Source organism: Endozoicomonas sp. ONNA2, from assembly GCF_024606365.1.
In the GTDB taxonomy this organism is placed as follows: Bacteria; Pseudomonadota; Gammaproteobacteria; order Pseudomonadales; family Endozoicomonadaceae; genus Endozoicomonas.
In genome coordinates, this window is the sequence record NZ_JAHHPO010000089.1 from 1 (window position 1) to 19,707 (window position 19,707).

Sequence of the window (19,707 nt, forward strand, 5' to 3'; positions counted from 1 at the left end):
CGTCGTAAAGCATCGCCTAATCGGGCCGGGCCGCGCAGGCGTGGAGCGCTCCGCTCGAGTGTTTGTTCATTCCTTGCTACTTTTACTCGGTCTTTTGTAGACCTACCGTAGGGCAGACGGGATGTTAAGTGGGGTGGCCCCCCGCCTGCGGAGTTCGTGTGAGACTTGGGGAGTATGGAGCCAGGCGCCCCCACCTGTTCCCTGAGCTGTGGACTGTGAAACAGAAACGTTCTTGAGCGATCAAGAACCCTCGTCCGATAGGGCGGGGAGTGTCAGATCGACCTGGCAGGAATGGACTTAACCTGGTTAACACCTCCGCAGTTCAGCACGACATGCCAGTCAATAGCGCTGCAGATACTGGAGGAGGACTCTGTATTAGCACGATCAGTTGTATCTGATCAAGATGGTATCATTTTAGATGAGTTCAATGTCAATGATGGCTCTTTTGTGGGTGCCCTGTCATCGATTGCTGGATAGTAGATAAAGATTCAATACTGCCCCGGAGGCAAGGCAGCATTTTATGTTTTTCGCGGCATATTCCTGAAAAAGAATTAAGTTATTCAATCTGAACATTATTTGGCAAGCCATCGTTTGAATTGGACTGCTTTTACTTTGATAACGTCTTTACCACCCTTCACGAAGTTATCAGCTGCCTGTACGTATTGCCCATCCTCCATCTCTTCCCGCGCCTTTGAAAAATGTTTATCCCTGGTTTTTTCACCGTTAAGGATCTGCAATTGTGCTTTTGATTCATCTCTGGAATTTTTCAGAGCTGCTCGTTGTTCCTGATTACGATAAAAGTTAAATGTCAAGCGTATATTGCAAGCTATTATAATAAAACGATGTTTAAATTTTTCTAGCAAGACAGCTTTACGGCTGAAAATATCTTTTCCATCAATTTTGCTATTTTCTGGTTGATCTGTTTTTTTAACATCTGCACTTTTAGTCTTTCGGCCAAATGCATTATTAAGTTCTTTAGTGCCTTTGTGGAATTGTGCTGCAGTGTTTTTTAATCTTCTAGATTTGTTTTTAGCTTTTTCGAGTTTTTTTCCACGATTATACACATCATCAATTACTGCAGGATTCCTCAGTGTTTCACACCGAATTCCTCTAGATATGGCATCCATAGTCCGTACTCCCTTCTAGATCAATTTTTCGTTACTCTATGCAAAAATGAATAAAACTGAAATCATACTTTAGTCTTATTTTGCTATGGAGATAAGTTAATCTATTGATCTTTCGAGAAATATATTTCAGGTGACTGCTTTCAGCTTTACCCGTGACGGAGGGTTGCTAGATTTCTGCCGGTAAATCGCCGAGCGTTCCTGCGAATTGTATTCCCTGAAGGCAAACGGGTTATATGTGCTATGATTTGACGCTCAGAATTTAGGAGTGGTTATGACCGTTGCCATTATAATGGGGTCCAGGTCGGACTGGCCCACGATGCAGCATGCCGCTGAAATGTTGGAAACATTCGGCATCCAATACGAAACAAAAGTGATTTCTGCCCATCGCACTCCGCAATTACTGGCGGATTATGCCTCTGAGGCGGCTGCCCGGGGAATCAAAGTGATTATTGCCGGTGCCGGGGGGGCTGCACACCTCCCGGGAATGGCGGCTGCCTATACCAGTCTGCCGGTATTGGGGGTTCCTGTTAAATCCAAAGCACTGAACGGCATTGACTCCTTATTGTCCATATGCCAAATGCCCAAAGGCGTAGCAGTGGGTACTCTGGCCATCGGGGAAGCCGGAGCAGCCAATGCTGGCCTGTTGGCAGCACAGATTCTTGGTTGCCAGCAGCCAGAGTTGCAGGCCGGAATTGACGATTTCAGAAAACAGCAAACCGAAACCGTATTAGCAAACCCTGATCCTGCCGAGTGATAATGAACCGTATGAACATTCTTGTATTAGGTGCTGGCCAGCTTGCACGCATGATGAGTCTTGCGGGCGCACCGCTGAATATCAATATCATCTCCTATGATGTTGGCTCAGCAAAGCTGATGCATCCTTTGACGTTCCATGTCAGCGATCATAGCCTTACGGAGGCCATTGCTGAATGTGACGCCATCACTGCTGAGTTTGAGCATATTCCTGACGATGTGCTTGGTCTGTGTGCTGTGTCCGGAAAGTTTTATCCCGGAAAACAGGCCATTAAAGTCGGCGGCGACCGCAGCATAGAGAAGGCGTTATTGGATAAGACCAGCGTACCCTGTGCGCCTTACCGGCTGATTACTGATCGATCTCACCTTGATGCGGCGATCAAAAAACTGGGGCTGCCGCTGGTCATTAAAACCTGTCAGGCCGGTTATGATGGTAAAGGGCAGTGGCGCATCATGGCAGACAGTGATGTTGAGCAGATCTGGCCGGAAATGTCAGACTTCCTGGCGGCGGGCAGTGAACATTCACCGCACTCGATTATTGCTGAAACAATGATTTCCTTCCAGCGGGAGGTGTCGGTTATCGGTGCCCGGGATAAACAGGGCAATATGGCTATCTACCCTGTTACTGAAAATGAGCATACCCGGGGTGTCCTGACATTATCCATCGCTAAATCCATCTCTACCGAAATTCACCGGCAGGCGGTGGACGCCTTCAGTAAGCTGGCGGCTGAAATGGATTATGTCGGGGTACTGGCCATCGAATTTTTTGATGTGGATGGCCAGCTGATGGTGAATGAGATTGCCCCCCGGGTTCATAATTCTGGCCATTGGACCCAGCTGGGAACCCTGTGCAGTCAATTTGAAAACCATCTCAGGGCCATTGCCGGTCTACCCCTTGGCAGTACCGAAGCCATTGGCCCCAGTGCCATGATTAACGTTCTGGGCCAACCTGATATTCCCACTGAAGTGTTGTCGGTCGGCAATGTCACCAGTCACTGGTACGGCAAAACCTGGCGTCCCGGTCGTAAAATGGGGCATATTAATCTGGTGGCTGAGTCAGAAGAAGCGCTGGGTGAAAAGCTGGTGGCTCTCTCTGGGTTTTTACCTGAAGATGACTACCCCGGAGTTGCCCGGCGAGGCCGTGATTTATCCAGGGGCTAATTAAACGGTTTTCCTGTCAAACCGGGCCGATGTAACAGAATGGTTATGTCGGTATCCTTGCGGTCTCCTGCTGATATCAGGGACCTTGGCTTGAACTTTCTCTTATTATCAAGGCGTTATTATAACTTACCTACCGGTTAGTGATTTATTGGAACGTAAATTGTTAACTGGTCAAGGATTAGATAAATCTTGCCGGAAAGACTTTGAGCATAACAGGAGAAATGGAATGGATTCCACCGGACCGTCAGGGTTACTCAATAAAGAACAATATGCTTACATCGAAAATACACTTTCAGAACTGAATAGACATCGTCGTAATCATCGCCGGACAGAACTGACAATTTCCCAGAAATCGAATCCCGCCGAAGATGTTCATCAGGGCACAGTCTGGCATCGCAGGGTAGAGGTAATCCGGTCTAATACTGATACCTCTGTCCTTAAACGTTTTTTAAATTACTTCACCGCAGAGGGGCGCAGGCAGCGCAAACAAAATCGTGAAGCGGCTGCTTTATTTTGTGGTCAAGTATGGGCATTGCTCCAAAATGAGAAAACCTCTGTTAATTTGAAGAAAAAGATCATTAATACCGCGGAATCGGGCGCGTTGCCTTTTTTAAAGAAAACTGAGATTGAAACAATAATCCGCAACAGGCAGGTAATACTCAGAAGCACAGAAGAACGTGAACTCATTCGTGACACCGCTGAATTTCTTAAAAAAGAACTCCCCGACATATTGTCTCGCCTGCCCCGGGTGACTGTGGAAGATAGCAGAGAGGTGCTGAAAGCTTATTATCAACTCATTATTTTGTCACCGGAGTTGTTACCAAAGGGGCATAAAGCGCACAAAGCAATCCGCAAGTTGGAAAAGCACTTGCGTAATACCCGGCAAGCCGTTGATATTACTGAACTGAAAACAAACATCGCCCGTTCTGTTTTTCATAACCTTTGGGAGTTACTGCCTTCTGAAAATTATCAACGATTACTGATCAGTATTGAAAGTAATCCTGGCTCTTCGCGCGATAAGGCTTTGCAGAATGTGCAGGACCTGATTATCAGTAATGGCAATCCGGATAAGCCCTTTGTGCACGGTCATCCATGGGAATTGGTTTCCGTCAGCGATCTGGCATTGGTGCAAAAAAGCCCGAGTCTGCGCGGGTACAAGACTTTAAACAGGCTGCTTGACGATCTGTCTGATGATGTTTCTGCTGTAAGGCACAGAATCAATCAATTACCCTGTGCATTGCGAAGCCTTGACCTGGCCGGGGTTAAAAAAGACTTTGATCGGTACGAGTCATTACGGCACAGTTTGTCAGCGGAAAATCAAAGTCAGGACTTTAAAGAACTCGAAGCCCGTTGCCAGGGTCATCGGCGCTTGATAGCAGAAGGTCGGGCAGCTTTGTTGGATATTCAGCTGTATCAAGGACGACGCTGGAAGTTAAATTTACTATTGCAGATATTGACGAATTCGGCTGATCGTATAAGGAATGAAGATAAACTTCCCGATTTAAGGCGCGATCAGCTGATGTTCCAAAAGCTACTGGATCTGGATCAGTTAAGAGGGCCGCAAGTGGATGCAGCCCAGCTGGAATGGTTGATAGCACAGAACAATAAAACGCGTGGACATCTGACGGTTGCCATTGAAGGGGATGGGCCAACAGGACTGATGCTGGCTTTCACCCAGTTTCAGGAAGGGGCCAATGTAACAGTGTTTGAGAAACGGAGCACGGAAGATAACCGGTTACCCGTGGTTCGACTGGATCCGCAATGGCTGCAAATGCTGAAATTTTATCTTGGGGAACAGTATTACCGGCTGTTCGGTGAGGATGGACAGGGCATTGTACGTGCAGATGGTTTTGGCGAAGTGTTCGGAGAAATCGCCACGGACCGGTTGGAAGAGGCACTGAATCTCAGACTTGCTGAACTGATGCGCCGCAAAGACGAACATACTTCCCGGGGTCATGACCCGCAAAAAACCAGGTTGGAGCGGTTAGCTGCCTATGAAATGACGGAAGTAGAGATCAGTGAACAAGGTTTTTTTACAGTACAGGCTCAATATAACCCTGAGAATGATCCCACCCTCAACGGCAAGAAAAAACTGCCTGCTGATTATCAGAAGCCGCAGGCGCTATCCCGTCCCGTTGATTTGGTGATTTGTGCCGGAGGTAAAAATAGTCAGTTTCGTAATCTGTATATGGAGGACAAGATGGTGTCCTCTGCCCGCAGCTATGGTGTTTGTAACTGGGAAGGATCGAAGGACCAGCCCCTGAACAATGACCGGCTGGATACCTTTGGGAACTTTCGTGACATGGTGATAGTTGATCAACAGTTTCAGCAGTTTTTCCAGGACCAGATGACCTCTGAGGTGGACAGGATTGAGGGGCTAAGTTCTTATGAGCGACGATTCCTTAGCCAGCAAACCAATGAGCGGTCAAGTGGTGTTCGCCGCCTGCAGGCATCTGCCCATGGCAGAGTGATGCAGACCCGGTGTTTTGAAAATAAGAACCTGGTCTCTATCGGGATGGAGCTGCCTGAAGCATTTAATCAGTTCTGCCAGAAGTTACAGAAAAAGTTAGCGGCATTACCGGTGCGGGAGTTTGATCAAAAGGGCGAGAAACGATCAGCAGCGGACCAGCAAGCATGGCGTGACCAGCGTGCTGCCAGGGTGCAGAAGGCACTTGCTACCGCATGGTTTCAAACAGTGGCACACAGCTATGGTATTGACCAGTCGCTGGGAGCTACCAGGGAAATGATTAATCACGCATCTTCGGCGGTATTCCCTATACAGCTGCACAAGGCTCGGGAAAGTGTGATAAGTAAAAGATCAGACTCCCATGAGGTGGTCATCGCTGCTGCTGGTGAAGCGGCTGTCAGTGACCATTTTATGAACGCTGGCAACTTGGCTGGAGCCAGAGAGAATGTGCTGCATCTGCAAAGTTACACCAGGGTCAAGTGCACAGGATTTGACCGATTGGAGCCGAAACTAAAACTTGAGTTTCTGCCTGGAAAAATGTTTCCGTTTTTCAAAACAAGGTTGCAATTACTTGAGGAAGCTCATTGGGAAACGGGGGAATTCGTGATCAAGCGGGGAGAGGCTCTCTTGAGTAAATCGAGATTAAAATGATGATAAGTAGTTGGTTAACTACTTATCAGGTCTCTTTTTTTTATCACCTTCTAAATGCTTCCATCTTTTGTCAGGAACAAGGCGTTAGCGTAACTGACCAATCGGTTAGTGATTTATACCAAAGTAAATTGTTAACTGCCATGGATTCAAACAGGTTCTGTCCGACAGGTTTTAACATACAAGGAGGAATGGAATGGATACCGGCAGACCGTCAGGTTTATTCAATAAAGAACCCTATGCTTATATCAACAACACGCTAACAAAACTTGAAGCGATTCATCAGAATCATCAACGGGCAAAACTGACAGTTTCCCGGGCATTGAAGCACGCTGGCGATCGTCATCAGGGCGCGGTATGGCATCGAACGGTTGAGGTAGTCCGGTCTGATACCTGTTTTCTAAAACGTTTTTTAAGCTATTTCACCACAGAGGGCAGGAAGCAGCGAAGAGAAAATCATGAAGCGGCTGCCTTATTTCGTGGTCAGGTATGGGAATTGCTCCAAACTGATGAAGCTTCTTATAGTTTAAAAAAACGGGTGATACAGGACGTGGAAAATGGCGTGCTGCCTTTTCTTGAAAAATCTGAGTGTGAAACGATTCTTGGCAGTAAGGATACAATACTTGGTAGCACGACTGAACGTAAAATTATCCGTGAAGCCGCTGGAATTCTGAAAAAAGAACTTCCCGGATTGCTGTCTCGCTTACCCGGAGTGACGTTGGAAGATAGCAGGGAAGTGCTGAAAGCTTATTATCAACTCATTATTCTGTCACCGGAATTGTTACCGGATGAGAATAAAGCTCAGAAAGCTATCAGCAAGCTGGAAAAGCACTTTCGTGATACCCGGCAGTCCAGTGATTTTACCGACCTGAAAGATACCATCACCCTGTCCGTTTTACATAACATTCGGGAGGAACTGACTGTACAAGAGTATCAACAATTAATGAAACGTATAGGCAAGCTATATTCTTGTTTTCCATTCTCCCCGCGTCATAAGGCTTTGCGAGATGCATTGGACTTGATTCTTTATAACGACAGGCGTTGGCCGTTTGTTCAAGGTCATCCCCGGGAGTTGGTTTCCGCCCGGGATCTGGCATTGGTTAAAGATAGCCAGGAGCTATTTTTTGATTACTCGCTAATTTACCGGCTAGAAGAAAATCTGCTGGCAGATGCTTGTGCTGTAACGAGCATAATCAGTCGGTTACCCAGTGAATTCAGAAGCCTTGATCTGGCCAGGGTTGAAAAAGACTTTCAGGATTATGAGTCCTTACGGAGCACTTTGTCCGCAGAAAATCAGAATCAAGGCAAGGAATTTAAAGCACTCGAAGCCCGTTGCAATGTACATCGGGGCTTAATAGCAGAAGGGCGGGCGGCATTGTTGCATGTTCAGCTGAATCAAGGGCGTCGCTGGGAGTTAAGTCTGTTATTGGAAGGTATAGGAAAAACCAATATCCATGGCACTGATTCCGCACAAAACCAGCAGATGTTCCAAAAGCTACTGGATTTGGATCAGTTAAGAGGACCGCAAGTGGATTTAGCCCAGCTGGACTGGATGATAGCGCAGCACAATAAAACGAAAAAACATCCGAATGTGGCTATTGAAGGGGCGGGTCCAACAGCTCTCATGCTGGTTTTCACCCAGTTTCAGGAGGGGGCCAACGTCTCACTGTTTGAGAAACGGAGCACGAAATATAACCGGTTACCAGTGGTTCGACTGGACCCAAAATGGATGGAAATGCTGAAGTTTTATCTTGGAGAACGCTACTACAACCTGTTCGGTTGGCATGGACAGGCTGGCAAGGGGGTTGTGCGTCAGGATGGTTTTGGAGAAATGGCTGGGGAAATCGTCACACACCGGTTGGAAGAGGAACTTAATCATAGACTTGCTGAACTGATGGTACGCAACTCCAACCATACTTCCCAGAGTAATAGACCGCAAATAAACCGATTGGAGCGGTTGGTTGCCTATGAAATGACCAAAGTTGTGGCCGGTAAACAAGGGTATACAGTACAGGCTAAATATCATCCCGAAAATGATCCCTCTCCCTTTGCCAACGGCAAGAAAAAGCCGCCTGCTGGTTATCAGAAACCCGAAGCGACGTTAACTCGTCCCGTTGATTTAGTGATTTGCGCCGACGGTAAAAATAGTCAGATTCGTTATAAGTATATGTCGGACGAGTTGGTAACCAATGCCCGAAGCTATGGTGTTTGTACCTGGGAAGGATCGAAGGACCAGCCCCTGCAAAATGACCGGCTGGATACTTTTGGGGACTTTCGTGGCATGGTGGTACTTGATCAACAGTTTCAGCAGTTTTTCCAGGAACAGATGACCTTTGAGGTGGACAGGATTGAGGGGCTAAGTTCTTATGAGCGACGGTTTCTTAGCCAGCAAACCAATGAGCGGTCAAGTGCTGTTCGCCACTTGTGGGCATCGACCCGGGGCAGAGCGCTGCAGACGCGGTGTTTTGAAAATAAAAATCTGGTCTATATTGGGATGGAGCTGCCTGAAGCATTTTATCAATTCTGCCAGAAAGTTAAGAAAAAGTTATCGTCATTACCGGTGCGTGAGTTTGCTCCAAAGGGCGATAAACGTTCAGCAGCCGACCAGCAAACATGGCGTAATCAGCGTGCGGCCAGGTTACACAAAGCGCTTTGCAGGGCATGGTTTCAAACAGTGGCACATAGCTATGGTATTGACCAGTCACTGGGTGTTACCGGGGAAAAGATTAATGACTCATCTGTGGCAGTATTCTCCTTACAGCAACAACGGGTTTGGAGAAATGCGATAAGGCAAAGATCAGGCGCCCATCAAGTGGTCATTACTGTTGCTGGTGACGCTGCTGTCACTCCCCATTTTATGACCGCTAGCGGTCTGGCTGGAGCCCGAGAGAATGTGCTGCATTTGCAAAACTACACAAGGGAGATCGGGAACGTTGTCAATATGATTCAGAAAGATGGACTGGAGCAAAGGCTGAAACAAAAACAGGAGGTATTGGAGCAAGCACAACAGAGAACGGCGGATTTTGTGATCCGGCGAGGGCTGATTTTCCTTGACGTGATTAAGACATCCCTGTGGTCATGATGCGATTGCTCGTTGTTACATGGTTGTTAACGCTCTTGGCAATAAACAGAATTGCCAGGAAGCCATTATGAGCGTAGATCTTTTGCTCTTTCATCTGCAGCCATCTCGGTGGCTTCTGACGTCAATAGACCTGGATTTATTGACTGGTTATTATCGTAATAGCTCTTTAGCCTGCCTATCATATAGTCTTCTTTCATTGGCGCTACTCTCATAGAGGCTAATGTTTCACAAAGCACTGTCTGAACGAGTAACGAACTGATGGCTGGATAAACTATATCAGGATGCGAGTGCCGTTCACTGCTGCGTTCAAAGATAAGCTCTGACCATTTCCCGAGTGTTACGTTAGATTTCTCCGAAGATTTTAGCCCTTTTTCTTTTAGCTTTTTATCAAGCTGTTGCAAAAACTCCCCGTTATTTAATGGGCTGACTTCAATGATCGACATGTTTTCTTTTGGTACTGCATATTCCATTGCAATACCCAAGTATGAAGCCAGTTCAAAACTGCGAATATTACTGTTATCAATAACTAACGTTAATGGTTTGGAAACAGGTGTTCCAGCTTGAGTATGTTGGACTTGAGTATGTTGGAATAGTGCTTGTTTCATCTCATTCCGGGCTGTATTGTGCAGTTCAGTCATTAGCTCTTTTCTCTCCCTGTGTGCATTTTCCCGATAATAAGCGTGGGTTAATTGATTTTTATTGTTATCAGTCAGTTGAATGCCTTTATCCTTGGCCTGTGCTTTGGCTGCTACCAAGTTGGCACTGATTACTTGTATATGACGCTGTCTGATTTCATGTTCTGGTTTTATGGTTGTATCGCAGTAATGGGTTTTCCCCTGGCCGGGCATCCCGCGTAAGAAAATAACGTCTACATTTCGGCAGGGTGATGCTTGATGACCTTTAAAAACAGCATCTCTGGTCACCTTCGGGTAGACAGAAAGATAGAGACAACTGCGGTTGTATTGTCTGCTGTTGACGGATGAGAAGCGAGTAACGGTCGGTTGAGAGAGATGAGCAGGCAAATTATTCATTTCAAGTGTTCATCGATATGAATGAAGGATTACCAAAGGCGGTCCAATGATAAACAATTTAAGGTTAACCAGCGCTGACTATTCCCGGGGTTCCCAGGGTTGTTCAATATGGGCGATACCCACCAACCTTGGGTCCCGTTTATGTTTGCCTTCATGAGTAATCATGGCAAAGTAGAAGGACTTATTGATGTACAGTTTTTTCGGGATTGCACCTCCACGCATTACGAATGCAGCCGCAACAAAGGCACCTGCCTCTTTGATAGAAAGATTTGCCTGATGTTTTGATTTGCCACCGATCAACTCAGGGTATTCCTTTTCGTAGACATATTCGAATTCATATTTGGGTAACACCAGCCCGATGCGAGCATCAGTAAATTGACCTTCAAATAATGAGTTCAAGCCTTCTGCAATGATATCGCTGGCTTTGTCACTGTGTTCTTGTTTTGCCGTTTCGGGAGGCATTATGAAAACCGCTTTCAAACCAGATTCCTTGACAGGCAAGGCAATGAACTGAAAACCTGAAATATTTTTATAAGCAATTGCGTTTGTCACCTGTTCGCTTTGCATCCAGACGATCTCCGACTGCTCCTTACCGTTCCATGTGATGTGTCGTCCATAGCCTTGGGGTATCGCCACGAAAGGTTCTTTCCATGACACATTTTGAAACAACCAGCTGACTAACACGTAAGCTACTTTTGGGTCTGTGAGCATTTCAGGTTTGAGCAGGTCGGTAATCACCCCGTTAGTATCGTTGGCAATCCGGTCATTGAGCTGTTGAGTGGCGCTATCATACCCTTGCTGTGCCAGTTCATGACTGCTGGTAAAGGGAACGCCCAGATGCTTCATCACCATATCAATGGATATGTTTTTAGAGAAAAAATGTAAATTCTCCGGGGTTCCCTGTTGTTCCGGCTCACGAGTGTTGGTAATCGGGTTGCCTGACTGCTTCAGCACCACCATTAAATCATCGTGATTTATACTATTGGACTCTTGCAGTTCCCGTACCTTCCTGGCTGTGTTTTCTGCACTTGAAACCAGCAAAGGTGAAACCACAACATTATTAATTTTTTCTCTTTTCGCTATCTCCATAAAAATTCTGACATCCGACTTCAGATTGCACAGATGATTAGGGGAGCGGCAAACTTTACAGTACGAAGAGTCCGTTAATGGTTGTGCGCTATTAGATGCAATGGTGGGTGAGTATTGTGGTGGGGGTGAAAAAGCAGGACGAAAATTCATTTTATGGTCTTCTGACAAGTTTAATTGCTAACTGTAGTTATGCACTTCACTGTCGTTTACCACCATCAGTAGTATTTTGTTCAAATGATCAGGCAGTTTATATGGTAGAGGTGCGTAACATCAGTTGTTAATTCCTGAGGGCAGTGTAGTTGCTTATTTGTATTTATCAATTACCAGAATCCGTAACTTCAGAATACGTTGACACCTTCGGAAGGCGGTCGTGCCGATGTAAAATGGTGATTTATAAATTGTTCACTCAGAAAGAGAGGTGATAGCCATTGGATTATGTTTGATCGCTTTCTTCCTTTTTTATATAAGTTGCCGTGAAGTAATAGCTTGGACTCATAGCATACCTCAGATTAATTTTATCATTATGCAGTAGCTTTTTTCTCCACAAATAACGGCTGATAATGTTACTTTCCTGGTGTGATAATGGTTTATTTGAATGATATTTACTGAGAAGAGGCTGGATAATACTCTCTTCTTCCTTATGTGCTTTCAGCTCTCGGGCGAAGAATTCAAATGGTAGCAAAGAGAGAAACTCAATAGCGGTTATTTGTGTTATTGGATCACGCCAGGTTTCCCAATTATCGACTATCCGACCTGCACAGCATAATGCCAGGCTGTGTTCCCGAATCAGGAGTATTCTCTTCTTCAGAGCACTTCTGATACTCAGATCGAAGCAAGCGGGCAATGATTCACACAACATTTCTACATCAAGCTTCTGCAAACATTCATAGGACTTGCGGGTCATCAGTCGGGGATAACCAACACGGCATCCTTTACGCCATCTTTTGAATTCCACCTGGTTGGCAGATGGTGCAATAATGTCTGTGAACGGGTAAAGACAAGTATCGTTATCAATCCCCGTTACCTGGCCAGTTTTATAGTCTATGAAGAAGTTAGCATCATGTCGGTCCGGTTGAGCACAAATAGCGTCTAACAACTCAAGGTCAGCCAGGCCACTGAATATTTTGTTCTTTATCTTCCAGTTGCCCTGCTTCATAACCAGTTCTTGAGTGCTCAGCTTGATGTCTTTTCCAGGATTGATAGGGCAAGGCACAGTGGTCTCGGCTGATTTTCCTGAAACAAACTCCATTTCCAGTCCAATCTGATGGTTATGTTCACAAAATGACATATCTGGCATGATGTCCATCCCCAGTATGCGGGCAATCTCCCCAGTGGCCAGATTTCTGGCCGTCAGATTTGGATGATATTGATCGTGATACAACTCCCGGGTGATGATTAGGCTCCAGAGTGAATTATCAATGGCCGGCTCAGGTTTGAAAACCCGCATTACTTTCTCATTGCCGATTTTGTAGGTCAGCAGGTATACCGTATTTTCATACCCACTACCCAGTTTCCTGGGAGGGTTCTCAGGGTCCAGAAGCCGGTCTGTCCATCGACCGGGAAGGGTTAGTTCATCGTTCAGATCATAGCCAACCCGCTTGAACTCCATCGCGGCCTGCCAGCTGATTTTTCCGGCAATAGACGTTAGTGCCGGTGAATCCAATACCTGGAATATAAGTAATTGGTCGTTTCCAAGATTGCGGATTTTATCATTTAAATAGGATGTTTCCTTTGAAGCCAAAGGCGTAGTTTGGATTATTTTACTGAATTCATGCTGCAGGTTTTCACAGCTGGTCAAGATACGTTTGGCACTTTGCTCTGCCGCTTCCTGTCCAGCGGGTATTTCTTCGGCCAGCTGTTGCTCATAGTTACTGATCATATTGTAAGCTCGAAGCTCTCTACTAATAACTGTACCCGCATGTTGGGGAAATGTTCTGAATCCCCGGTTACGCACCGACACGGCGAGCAGTGTTTGCTGGGTAACACCGGGTTCGTTGAAGCGTTCTGTGATTCGTTTCTTAATGGCAAGTTTTCGTTTGGCCAGTTGTGTTGCTGTTAACTGCCCGGAGCTGACTGACAGGTTATAGGCTGACAGTTGCTCACGGGCATGAATGATCTCCCGCTTCAGGCAATCCGGTTTTATCAATTCCAGTTCGCCACGCTTTTGCAGGTTTCTGATGTGGCTATGAAACAGGGCAACATCTTTGGGAACGCCTCTGGCTATATCAGCCTCTGCCTGGTTCCACTGTTTTTTTACCAGTGCCTCCAGGCGGTTGGCGTAAAGCTTGCATTGGGGGTTGTTTCTGCCTTCTGCAATAACCGTTACACCTTGGCCAAATGGGTTGGCCAAAACCCTGGTCGCCAGGCCGGGAAATAACTCAGCCGAGCCAATTCTGGGGTCAAGGGTCGATGAAAATTCAAGGGCAGCTGCTGGTCTTTTTCCCTCATAGACACTGAGCACCTGTTGCTCTGGGGAGTGAAGTGCGGAACGATCAAACCATTGGTAATCGGAGTTTTTCGGAACCGGGTACTTTATCTGCTGGGCAAGGATTGATTTATAATTCCGATTGGGTTTGAGTACCAGTTCCAATGGCTTTTGGGGTGCAAGCTTGCTCGATATCCTCTGAACCCAGCGATAAGCCTTATTTTCTTGAACGAATACTACATCTACCCACTGTTGATCCTCTTTGCTCAGGAATTGGTCCAGCCAGGTGGTATCATCCAGGGCATCGGCCGTGACCTTGATCAATGGCGGCAGCGGTTTAAGGTAACTTCCTTTAAATTCCTGACTGTATCTTAATTTGACGGCGGTTTGAGCTATGCCCTTGCTTGCCGTTACACGGGAGGACGCATAGGAGCCCGGGGAGGAATCCCCAAAGGGTTCGATCGCGGATTCCAGTGTCGGTATGGGGTTGGGCCTTGCCGTCGGGTTCGTCAGATGGTGCTCTGTGGTCACTGGATCAATCTTGCGTTGTCCAAGCCCGTATGAGCAACCAAAACGTTCGCAGGCCAGGGAACTGACCCTTTTAGGCACTGCCGGAGGCACTCTGGCAGAGTCTTTCCTGACCACCATGGCTAGAGGTTGATTCCCTGAAGGGTAACCTGGGGGTATCACAGGGCTCTCCTTAACCGGTTAACTGACAATCTCCCCCATCAGCGATCTGGCCGGGAGGTTCATACATGCATTAACAGGTTCTGAGGTGTTATTTTTCAGAGTTTACAAAAGTAATTAAAATTTACTTTCCTGAGTTCAGGTTTCACACAAACTACGACAATCACGTATGACAATTTCGATAACGTTTAGTTCCCTGCAATAGACTGGAGCGATAGCTTGAGCCGCAATTTTTGATTATAAAATGGCCAGGGTGTTTTCAATAGCATTATCCACTTCATATTGCCAGCTTAACTGTCCATCCCGGTATCTGCCTATTCGGCCAAACAGGATATCGGAGTCAACAACCACCAGTTGATCCTGCCATGAATCCAGGGCCGGGTGGCAGCTCAGTTCTATGGTTTGCTGCATTAAATGCGCGAACTGCCCCGGTTGAAATGAAGCGGGTGACAGTACCGGCATAGAACGTTGAATAAACAGGGCGCACCGGTCTGTTACCAGGTAGTAATGCAGCGCCCTGGAGTTAAATCCGTGGCCACTTGAGCCATACATCACATAATCCGATGGCCATTGGTTCAGCAACTGATCGAGATGGGCTTCAAGGTTATACAGGGGGATTTTTGTCAGGCATGAACCAAAGGCGTACTCTGAAAGCGGCACTAACTGCTCAGTGAGTGCCTTGGGCAGCGGAGGGAAAGGTACACCAAGGGCTTCCAGGTTCACGGCAACATCCGCAAGCGAGATGGCAGGGTTTTGTGCGTTCATAGTTGATCCTCGTCTTTCACATATGCGGCCGTGTAAAGATAGCTTCGGCTGGTCGCATGCCTCTGATTAATTCATCATTACTCAGCAGCTTGTTTCTCCACAAATAACGCCAGACAAGGTCACTTTCCCCATCGGACAGGGGTTCATTTGCGTGATATTTGCTGAGAATAGGCTCGATACGACGCTCTTCTTCCTTAAGGGCCTTCTGCTCACGGTTGACAATATCAGCCATTGGCATAGTGAGAAACTCGATGGCGGTTTTTTTTGACGTTGGATCACGCCAGCTTTCCCAATCATCGACTATTCGCCCGGCAGCGAATAATGCCAGACTGTGTTCCTGAATCAGGAATACTCTCTTCCTCAAAGCTCTTCTGACCCTCAGATCGAAGCAGGCGGGCAATGACTCACACAACATGTCGACATCAAGCTGCTGTAAACGATCATAAGACTTGCGGGTCATCAGTCGGGGATAACCGACGCGGCATCCCTTTCGCCATTTAGCACGATTTTTTTGGTCAGCGGATGGCGCAATGATGTCTCTGAACGGGTAAAGACAGGTATCGTTATCAATACCCGTTACCCGGCCAGTTTCATAATCTATAAAGAAATTATCACCATGTCGGTCTGGTTGGGCACAAATGGCATCCAACAGCTCAAGGTCAGCCAGGCCACTGAATATTTTGTTCCTGGTCTCCCAGTTACCCTCCACATCAATCAGTTCCTGATAGCCCAGATTTTCCACTTTCGCAGGATCAGTGCTGGAAGATACCAGGGTCTTGGCTGATTGACCTGAAGCCAGTTCCATCTCCAGTCCAATCTGGTGGTCATGCTCACAAAATGACATATCGGGCATCACGTTCATACCCAATAAACGGGCAATCTCGCCGGTGGCCAGATTTCTGGCCGTAAGATTTGGATGCCATTGATTGTGGTACAACTCCGGCGAGATGATACTTCTAAAACCTGAGAAATCAATGGCCGGTTCCGGTTTGAAAACCCGTTTTACTGTGCCATTTCCGGTTTTATAGGATAACAGATATACCGTATTCTCATTCCCTGCACCCAGCTTCCGGGGAGGGTTGTGAGGGTCCAGAAGTCCGTCGGTCCATTGGCCGGGAAGGGTGAGTTCATCGTTCAGATCATAGCCAACCCGCTTGAACTCCATTGCCGCCTGCCAGCTGATTTTTCCGGCAATAGACGTTAATGCCGGTGAATCCAATACCTGAAATAACAGCTGTTGGTCGTTTCTGAGTTCGGATATTTTATTCTTTAAGCTATTGATTTCTGATTCGTTCAGATGATCAGTGTGCTCACGGATTACTTCGCTTAATTCTTTGCGGAGTTTTTCATTACGGGTCAGAATATGTTTCGCTGCTTGTTCTGCCGCTATGTGTCCAATGGGTATTTCTGTGGCTAACTGCTGCTCATAGTAGCTGATCATCTTGGAAGCTCGAAGCTCTCTGTTACCTCTTCCTATTTTTCCCGGTAATGGTTTGGATCCTTGAGTATGGGTAGCTAAAGAGCGCAGTTGTTGCTGGGTAACACCGGGCTGGTTGAAGCGTTGCGTGACCCGTTGTGCCATCGCCTTTTTTCGTTCGGCCAGCTGCTCGGGTGTTAACTGACCGGGGTTGACTGACCGGTGATTGGCTGACAACTGATCACGGGCACGGATGATCTCCTGCCTGATGCAATCCGGTTTTATCAGTTCCAGCTCGCCACGCTTTTGCAGGTTTCTGATATGGCTTTGAAACAGGGCAACATCTTTGGGAACCCCTCTGGCTATATCAGCCTGTGCCTGGCTCCACTGTTTTTTGACCAGCACCTCCAGGCGGTCGCCATACATCTTGCCCTGTGGGTTGTTTCTGCGTTCGGCAATAACCGTTACACCCTGACCAAATGGGTTGGTCAATACCCGGGTAGCCAGACCGGGGAATAACTCGGCCGAGCCAATTCGGGGGTCCAGGGTCGATGGGAATTCAAGGGCTGCTGCAGGTCTTTTTCCCTGATAGACACTCAGCACCTGCTGCTCCGGGGATTGGAGTGCGGAACGATCAAACCATTGGTAATCGCAACTGTTCGACACCGGGTGCTTTATCTTCCCGGCAATGAGTGTTTTATAAGCCTGGCTGGGGTTCAGGACCGTTACGATGGGTTTCAGCGGGTCAAACCCGGGCATTTGTCCTTTAACCCAAGGGTAAGCCTTACCTTCCTGAACGAATAGGACATCAACCCACTGTTGATCCTCTTTGCTCAGAAATTGATCGAGCCACGGGGTATCGTTCAAGGCATCGGGAGCGACTTTTATCGATGGTGGCAGCGGCTTGAGGCAGGCACCTTGAAATTCCTCGCTAAATGTTAGCTTGACAACGATTTGATCCATGGGCTTGCTTGCCGCTGTGCGGGCGGCGGCAGAGGAAACCGGGGAGGGTTCTCCATCGGATTCATACCCGGAATCTGGCGACGTTGTCTGAACAGGGCTTGCCGGTGGTTTGGTCAGATAGTTATCAGTGACCACTGGATTAATGGTGCGTTGTGCCAGCTGGGTAAAAAAGGCAACACGTTCAGAGACCATGGAGCTGCGCGTTTGTGGCACCACCGGAGGTGCTTTTGCAAAGTCTTTCTTGACCTCGACGGGGGGCTGATTCCCTGAAGGGTAGTCTGGAGGTATCACAGGAGTCTCCCTGACCTATGACTGACAATCCACCTATCGGCCGTTAAGAAGAGAAGTTCATCAATGCAGGAACAGGTACTTTAGTATTTACAGACACTGCATGGGCGTCACTCCTTGAGGACTGAAACCCTGCTTTTCAGCCGTTATCAATAACCGCTCGATCGGCCGTCAGTTGGTCGTCGGCTCTTAACAAACCGTAACAAACAGACCCACAACGCTACCGACTTATACGCACCGTCTCTTTCCCGGACTGAGGCTTTTGGATAAGCTACTGCGTTATTTATACCAACGGGCCCATATCAGCCCCTGGTTTTCGAACCGGATTTCACTTGTTGGGGACAACGATGATCATTAAACCAAGGATTCGTGGATTTATTTGCACCACCACTCACCCCTCAGGTTGTGCAGCCAATGTGAAGGCGCAGATGGCTTACACCCGGTCACTGGGTCCCATAGCCTATGGTCCCAAAAAAGTGCTGGTGATCGGTTCTTCCAGTGGTTACGGTCTGGCTACCCGGATTACCGCCGCGTTTGGTTCCGACGCGGCAACCATTGGTGTGTTCTTTGAGAAGCCCGCCACAGGAAATAAGCCGGGTACTGCTGGCTGGTACAATTCTGCGGCTTTTGACCAGCTGGCTCATAAAGCGGGTCTCTATGCCAAAAGCCTGAACGGTGACGCCTTCAGCCACGGGGCAAAAGAGAAGACCATTGAGCTGATCAGGCAGGATCTCGGTCAGGTGGATATGGTGGTTTACTCGCTGGCGTCACCGGTGCGCAAACTGCCGGATACCGGCGAGGTGATCCGTTCTGTATTGAAGCCGATGGGTGAGCCGTATCGCGCTACCGCAGTGGACACCAACAAAGACACATTGTTTGAAGCAACCGTCGAACCGGCCACTGATGAAGAGGTAGCCGCAACGGTCGCGGTTATGGGTGGTCAGGATTGGGAGCTGTGGATGAACGCACTGTCAACAGCGGGGGTTCTGGCAGAAGGCTGCAAGACCGTGGCCTACAGTTATATTGGTACGGAACTGACCTGGCCGATCTATTGGGATGGTGCCTTGGGTGAAGCCAAGAAAGACCTGGATCGAGCCGCCCATGCCATCGATGAGTCGATGAAGTCCATTCATGGTTCCGCCAATATCGCGGTACTCAAGAGTGTGGTCACTCAGGCCAGTTCTGCGATTCCGGTTATGCCCCTCTATATCTCCATGGTTTTCAAGAAAATGCGGGAGGAGGGAGTGCATGAAGGGTGTATCGAACAAATCAATCGGATGTTCCGTGATCGGCTCTACCGCAGTGATGGAGCAGCTGCGGAAGTGGATGACAATAACCGCCTTCGCCTTGATGACCTGGAGCTGAGAGACGATATTCAGCAACATTGTCAGGATATCTGGCCACAGCTGACCAATGAGAATCTGGCCGAGCTGACCGATTACGCCCTCTATAAAGAGGAGTTTCTGAAGCTGTTTGGTTTCGGTGTTGAGGGTGTGGATTACGATGCGGATGTTAATCCCCTGGTGCCTTTTGAGGTAATTGATATCTGATCAGGGTGGGGCGGGGATAAGTAGCTAACCATATGAAACCATATTTATATTCGTCTGTAGGTTCAGTTGTAAACTCGTTGTTGTATACAGGGGAAGGATTATGCGAGGTTATCCTGTTGCCATCTGCATCTTTAAAACAAGCCTCCCGGAAAAGACGGGATGCTTCTTCTATTATATTGTTGCAAGAAAGGGCAAAGAAAATTAATACCTGAATCCGTAACTTCAGAAGACGTTGAAACCTTCGGAAGCCGGTC

12 protein-coding genes are annotated in these 19,707 nt (G+C 47.5%); 5 read left to right on the top strand and 7 right to left on the bottom strand.

What is annotated here, in order from left to right:
- Positions 1-572: 572 nt before the first annotated feature.
- Complete coding sequence (locus tag KDK14_RS01575) at positions 573-1,127, bottom strand: hypothetical protein (protein WP_257263261.1); 555 nt, start codon at positions 1,125-1,127, stop codon at positions 573-575.
- Positions 1,128-1,398: 271 nt separating this feature from the next.
- On the opposite strand from KDK14_RS01575, the gene purE reads away from it, so the two are divergent.
- The 4 genes from purE (at position 1,399) to KDK14_RS01595 (ending at position 9,238) form a co-directional block, all read left to right on the top strand.
- Positions 1,399-1,881, top strand: coding sequence for a 5-(carboxyamino)imidazole ribonucleotide mutase (gene purE, locus KDK14_RS01580; protein WP_257263262.1), 483 nt, complete (start codon positions 1,399-1,401; stop codon positions 1,879-1,881).
- Between the two features lie 11 nt (positions 1,882-1,892).
- Entirely contained in the window at positions 1,893-3,041 is a 1,149-nt protein-coding gene (locus KDK14_RS01585; RefSeq protein ID WP_257263263.1) for a 5-(carboxyamino)imidazole ribonucleotide synthase, read from the top strand.
- A gap of 226 nt (positions 3,042-3,267) precedes the next feature.
- The gene (locus KDK14_RS01590; RefSeq protein ID WP_257263264.1) at positions 3,268-6,159 is read left to right on the top strand and encodes a hypothetical protein; all 2,892 of its coding nucleotides are present in this window, start codon (positions 3,268-3,270) and stop codon (positions 6,157-6,159) included.
- A gap of 193 nt (positions 6,160-6,352) precedes the next feature.
- On the top strand, positions 6,353-9,238 hold the full coding sequence (locus KDK14_RS01595; protein ID WP_257263265.1) for a hypothetical protein: 2,886 nt from the start codon (positions 6,353-6,355) through the stop codon (positions 9,236-9,238).
- Between the two features lie 65 nt (positions 9,239-9,303).
- Here KDK14_RS01595 and KDK14_RS01600 read toward each other — a convergent pair whose 3' ends face one another.
- The 5 genes from KDK14_RS01600 to KDK14_RS01620 form a co-directional block, all read right to left on the bottom strand.
- A complete protein-coding gene (locus KDK14_RS01600) occupies positions 9,304-10,269 on the bottom strand; it encodes a hypothetical protein (RefSeq protein WP_257263266.1) in 966 nt (321 codons plus the stop codon).
- A gap of 78 nt (positions 10,270-10,347) precedes the next feature.
- Positions 10,348-11,508: a serpin family protein gene (locus KDK14_RS01605; protein WP_257263267.1), complete on the bottom strand. Its 1,161-nt coding sequence runs from the start codon at positions 11,506-11,508 to the stop codon at positions 10,348-10,350.
- Positions 11,509-11,791: 283 nt separating this feature from the next.
- The gene (locus KDK14_RS01610; RefSeq protein ID WP_257263268.1) at positions 11,792-14,473 is read right to left on the bottom strand and encodes a hypothetical protein; all 2,682 of its coding nucleotides are present in this window, start codon (positions 14,471-14,473) and stop codon (positions 11,792-11,794) included.
- 234 nt (positions 14,474-14,707) lie between these two features.
- Positions 14,708-15,235: a hypothetical protein gene (locus KDK14_RS01615; protein WP_257263269.1), complete on the bottom strand. Its 528-nt coding sequence runs from the start codon at positions 15,233-15,235 to the stop codon at positions 14,708-14,710.
- 16 nt (positions 15,236-15,251) lie between these two features.
- The gene (locus KDK14_RS01620) at positions 15,252-17,906 is read right to left on the bottom strand and encodes a phosphatidylinositol 4-kinase (protein WP_257263270.1); all 2,655 of its coding nucleotides are present in this window, start codon (positions 17,904-17,906) and stop codon (positions 15,252-15,254) included.
- A gap of 344 nt (positions 17,907-18,250) precedes the next feature.
- Here KDK14_RS01620 and fabV point away from each other — a divergent pair, with 344 nt between their 5' ends.
- Entirely contained in the window at positions 18,251-19,453 is a 1,203-nt protein-coding gene (gene fabV, locus KDK14_RS01625) for an enoyl-ACP reductase FabV (RefSeq protein ID WP_257263271.1), read from the top strand.
- On the opposite strand, the gene KDK14_RS01630 is transcribed toward fabV, so the two are convergent.
- Positions 19,416-19,707, bottom strand: a 292-nt coding sequence (locus KDK14_RS01630; protein ID WP_257263272.1) for a hypothetical protein, incomplete at its 5' end; no start/stop codon positions are given. The two genes, fabV and KDK14_RS01630, sit on opposite strands and share 38 nt — an antisense overlap.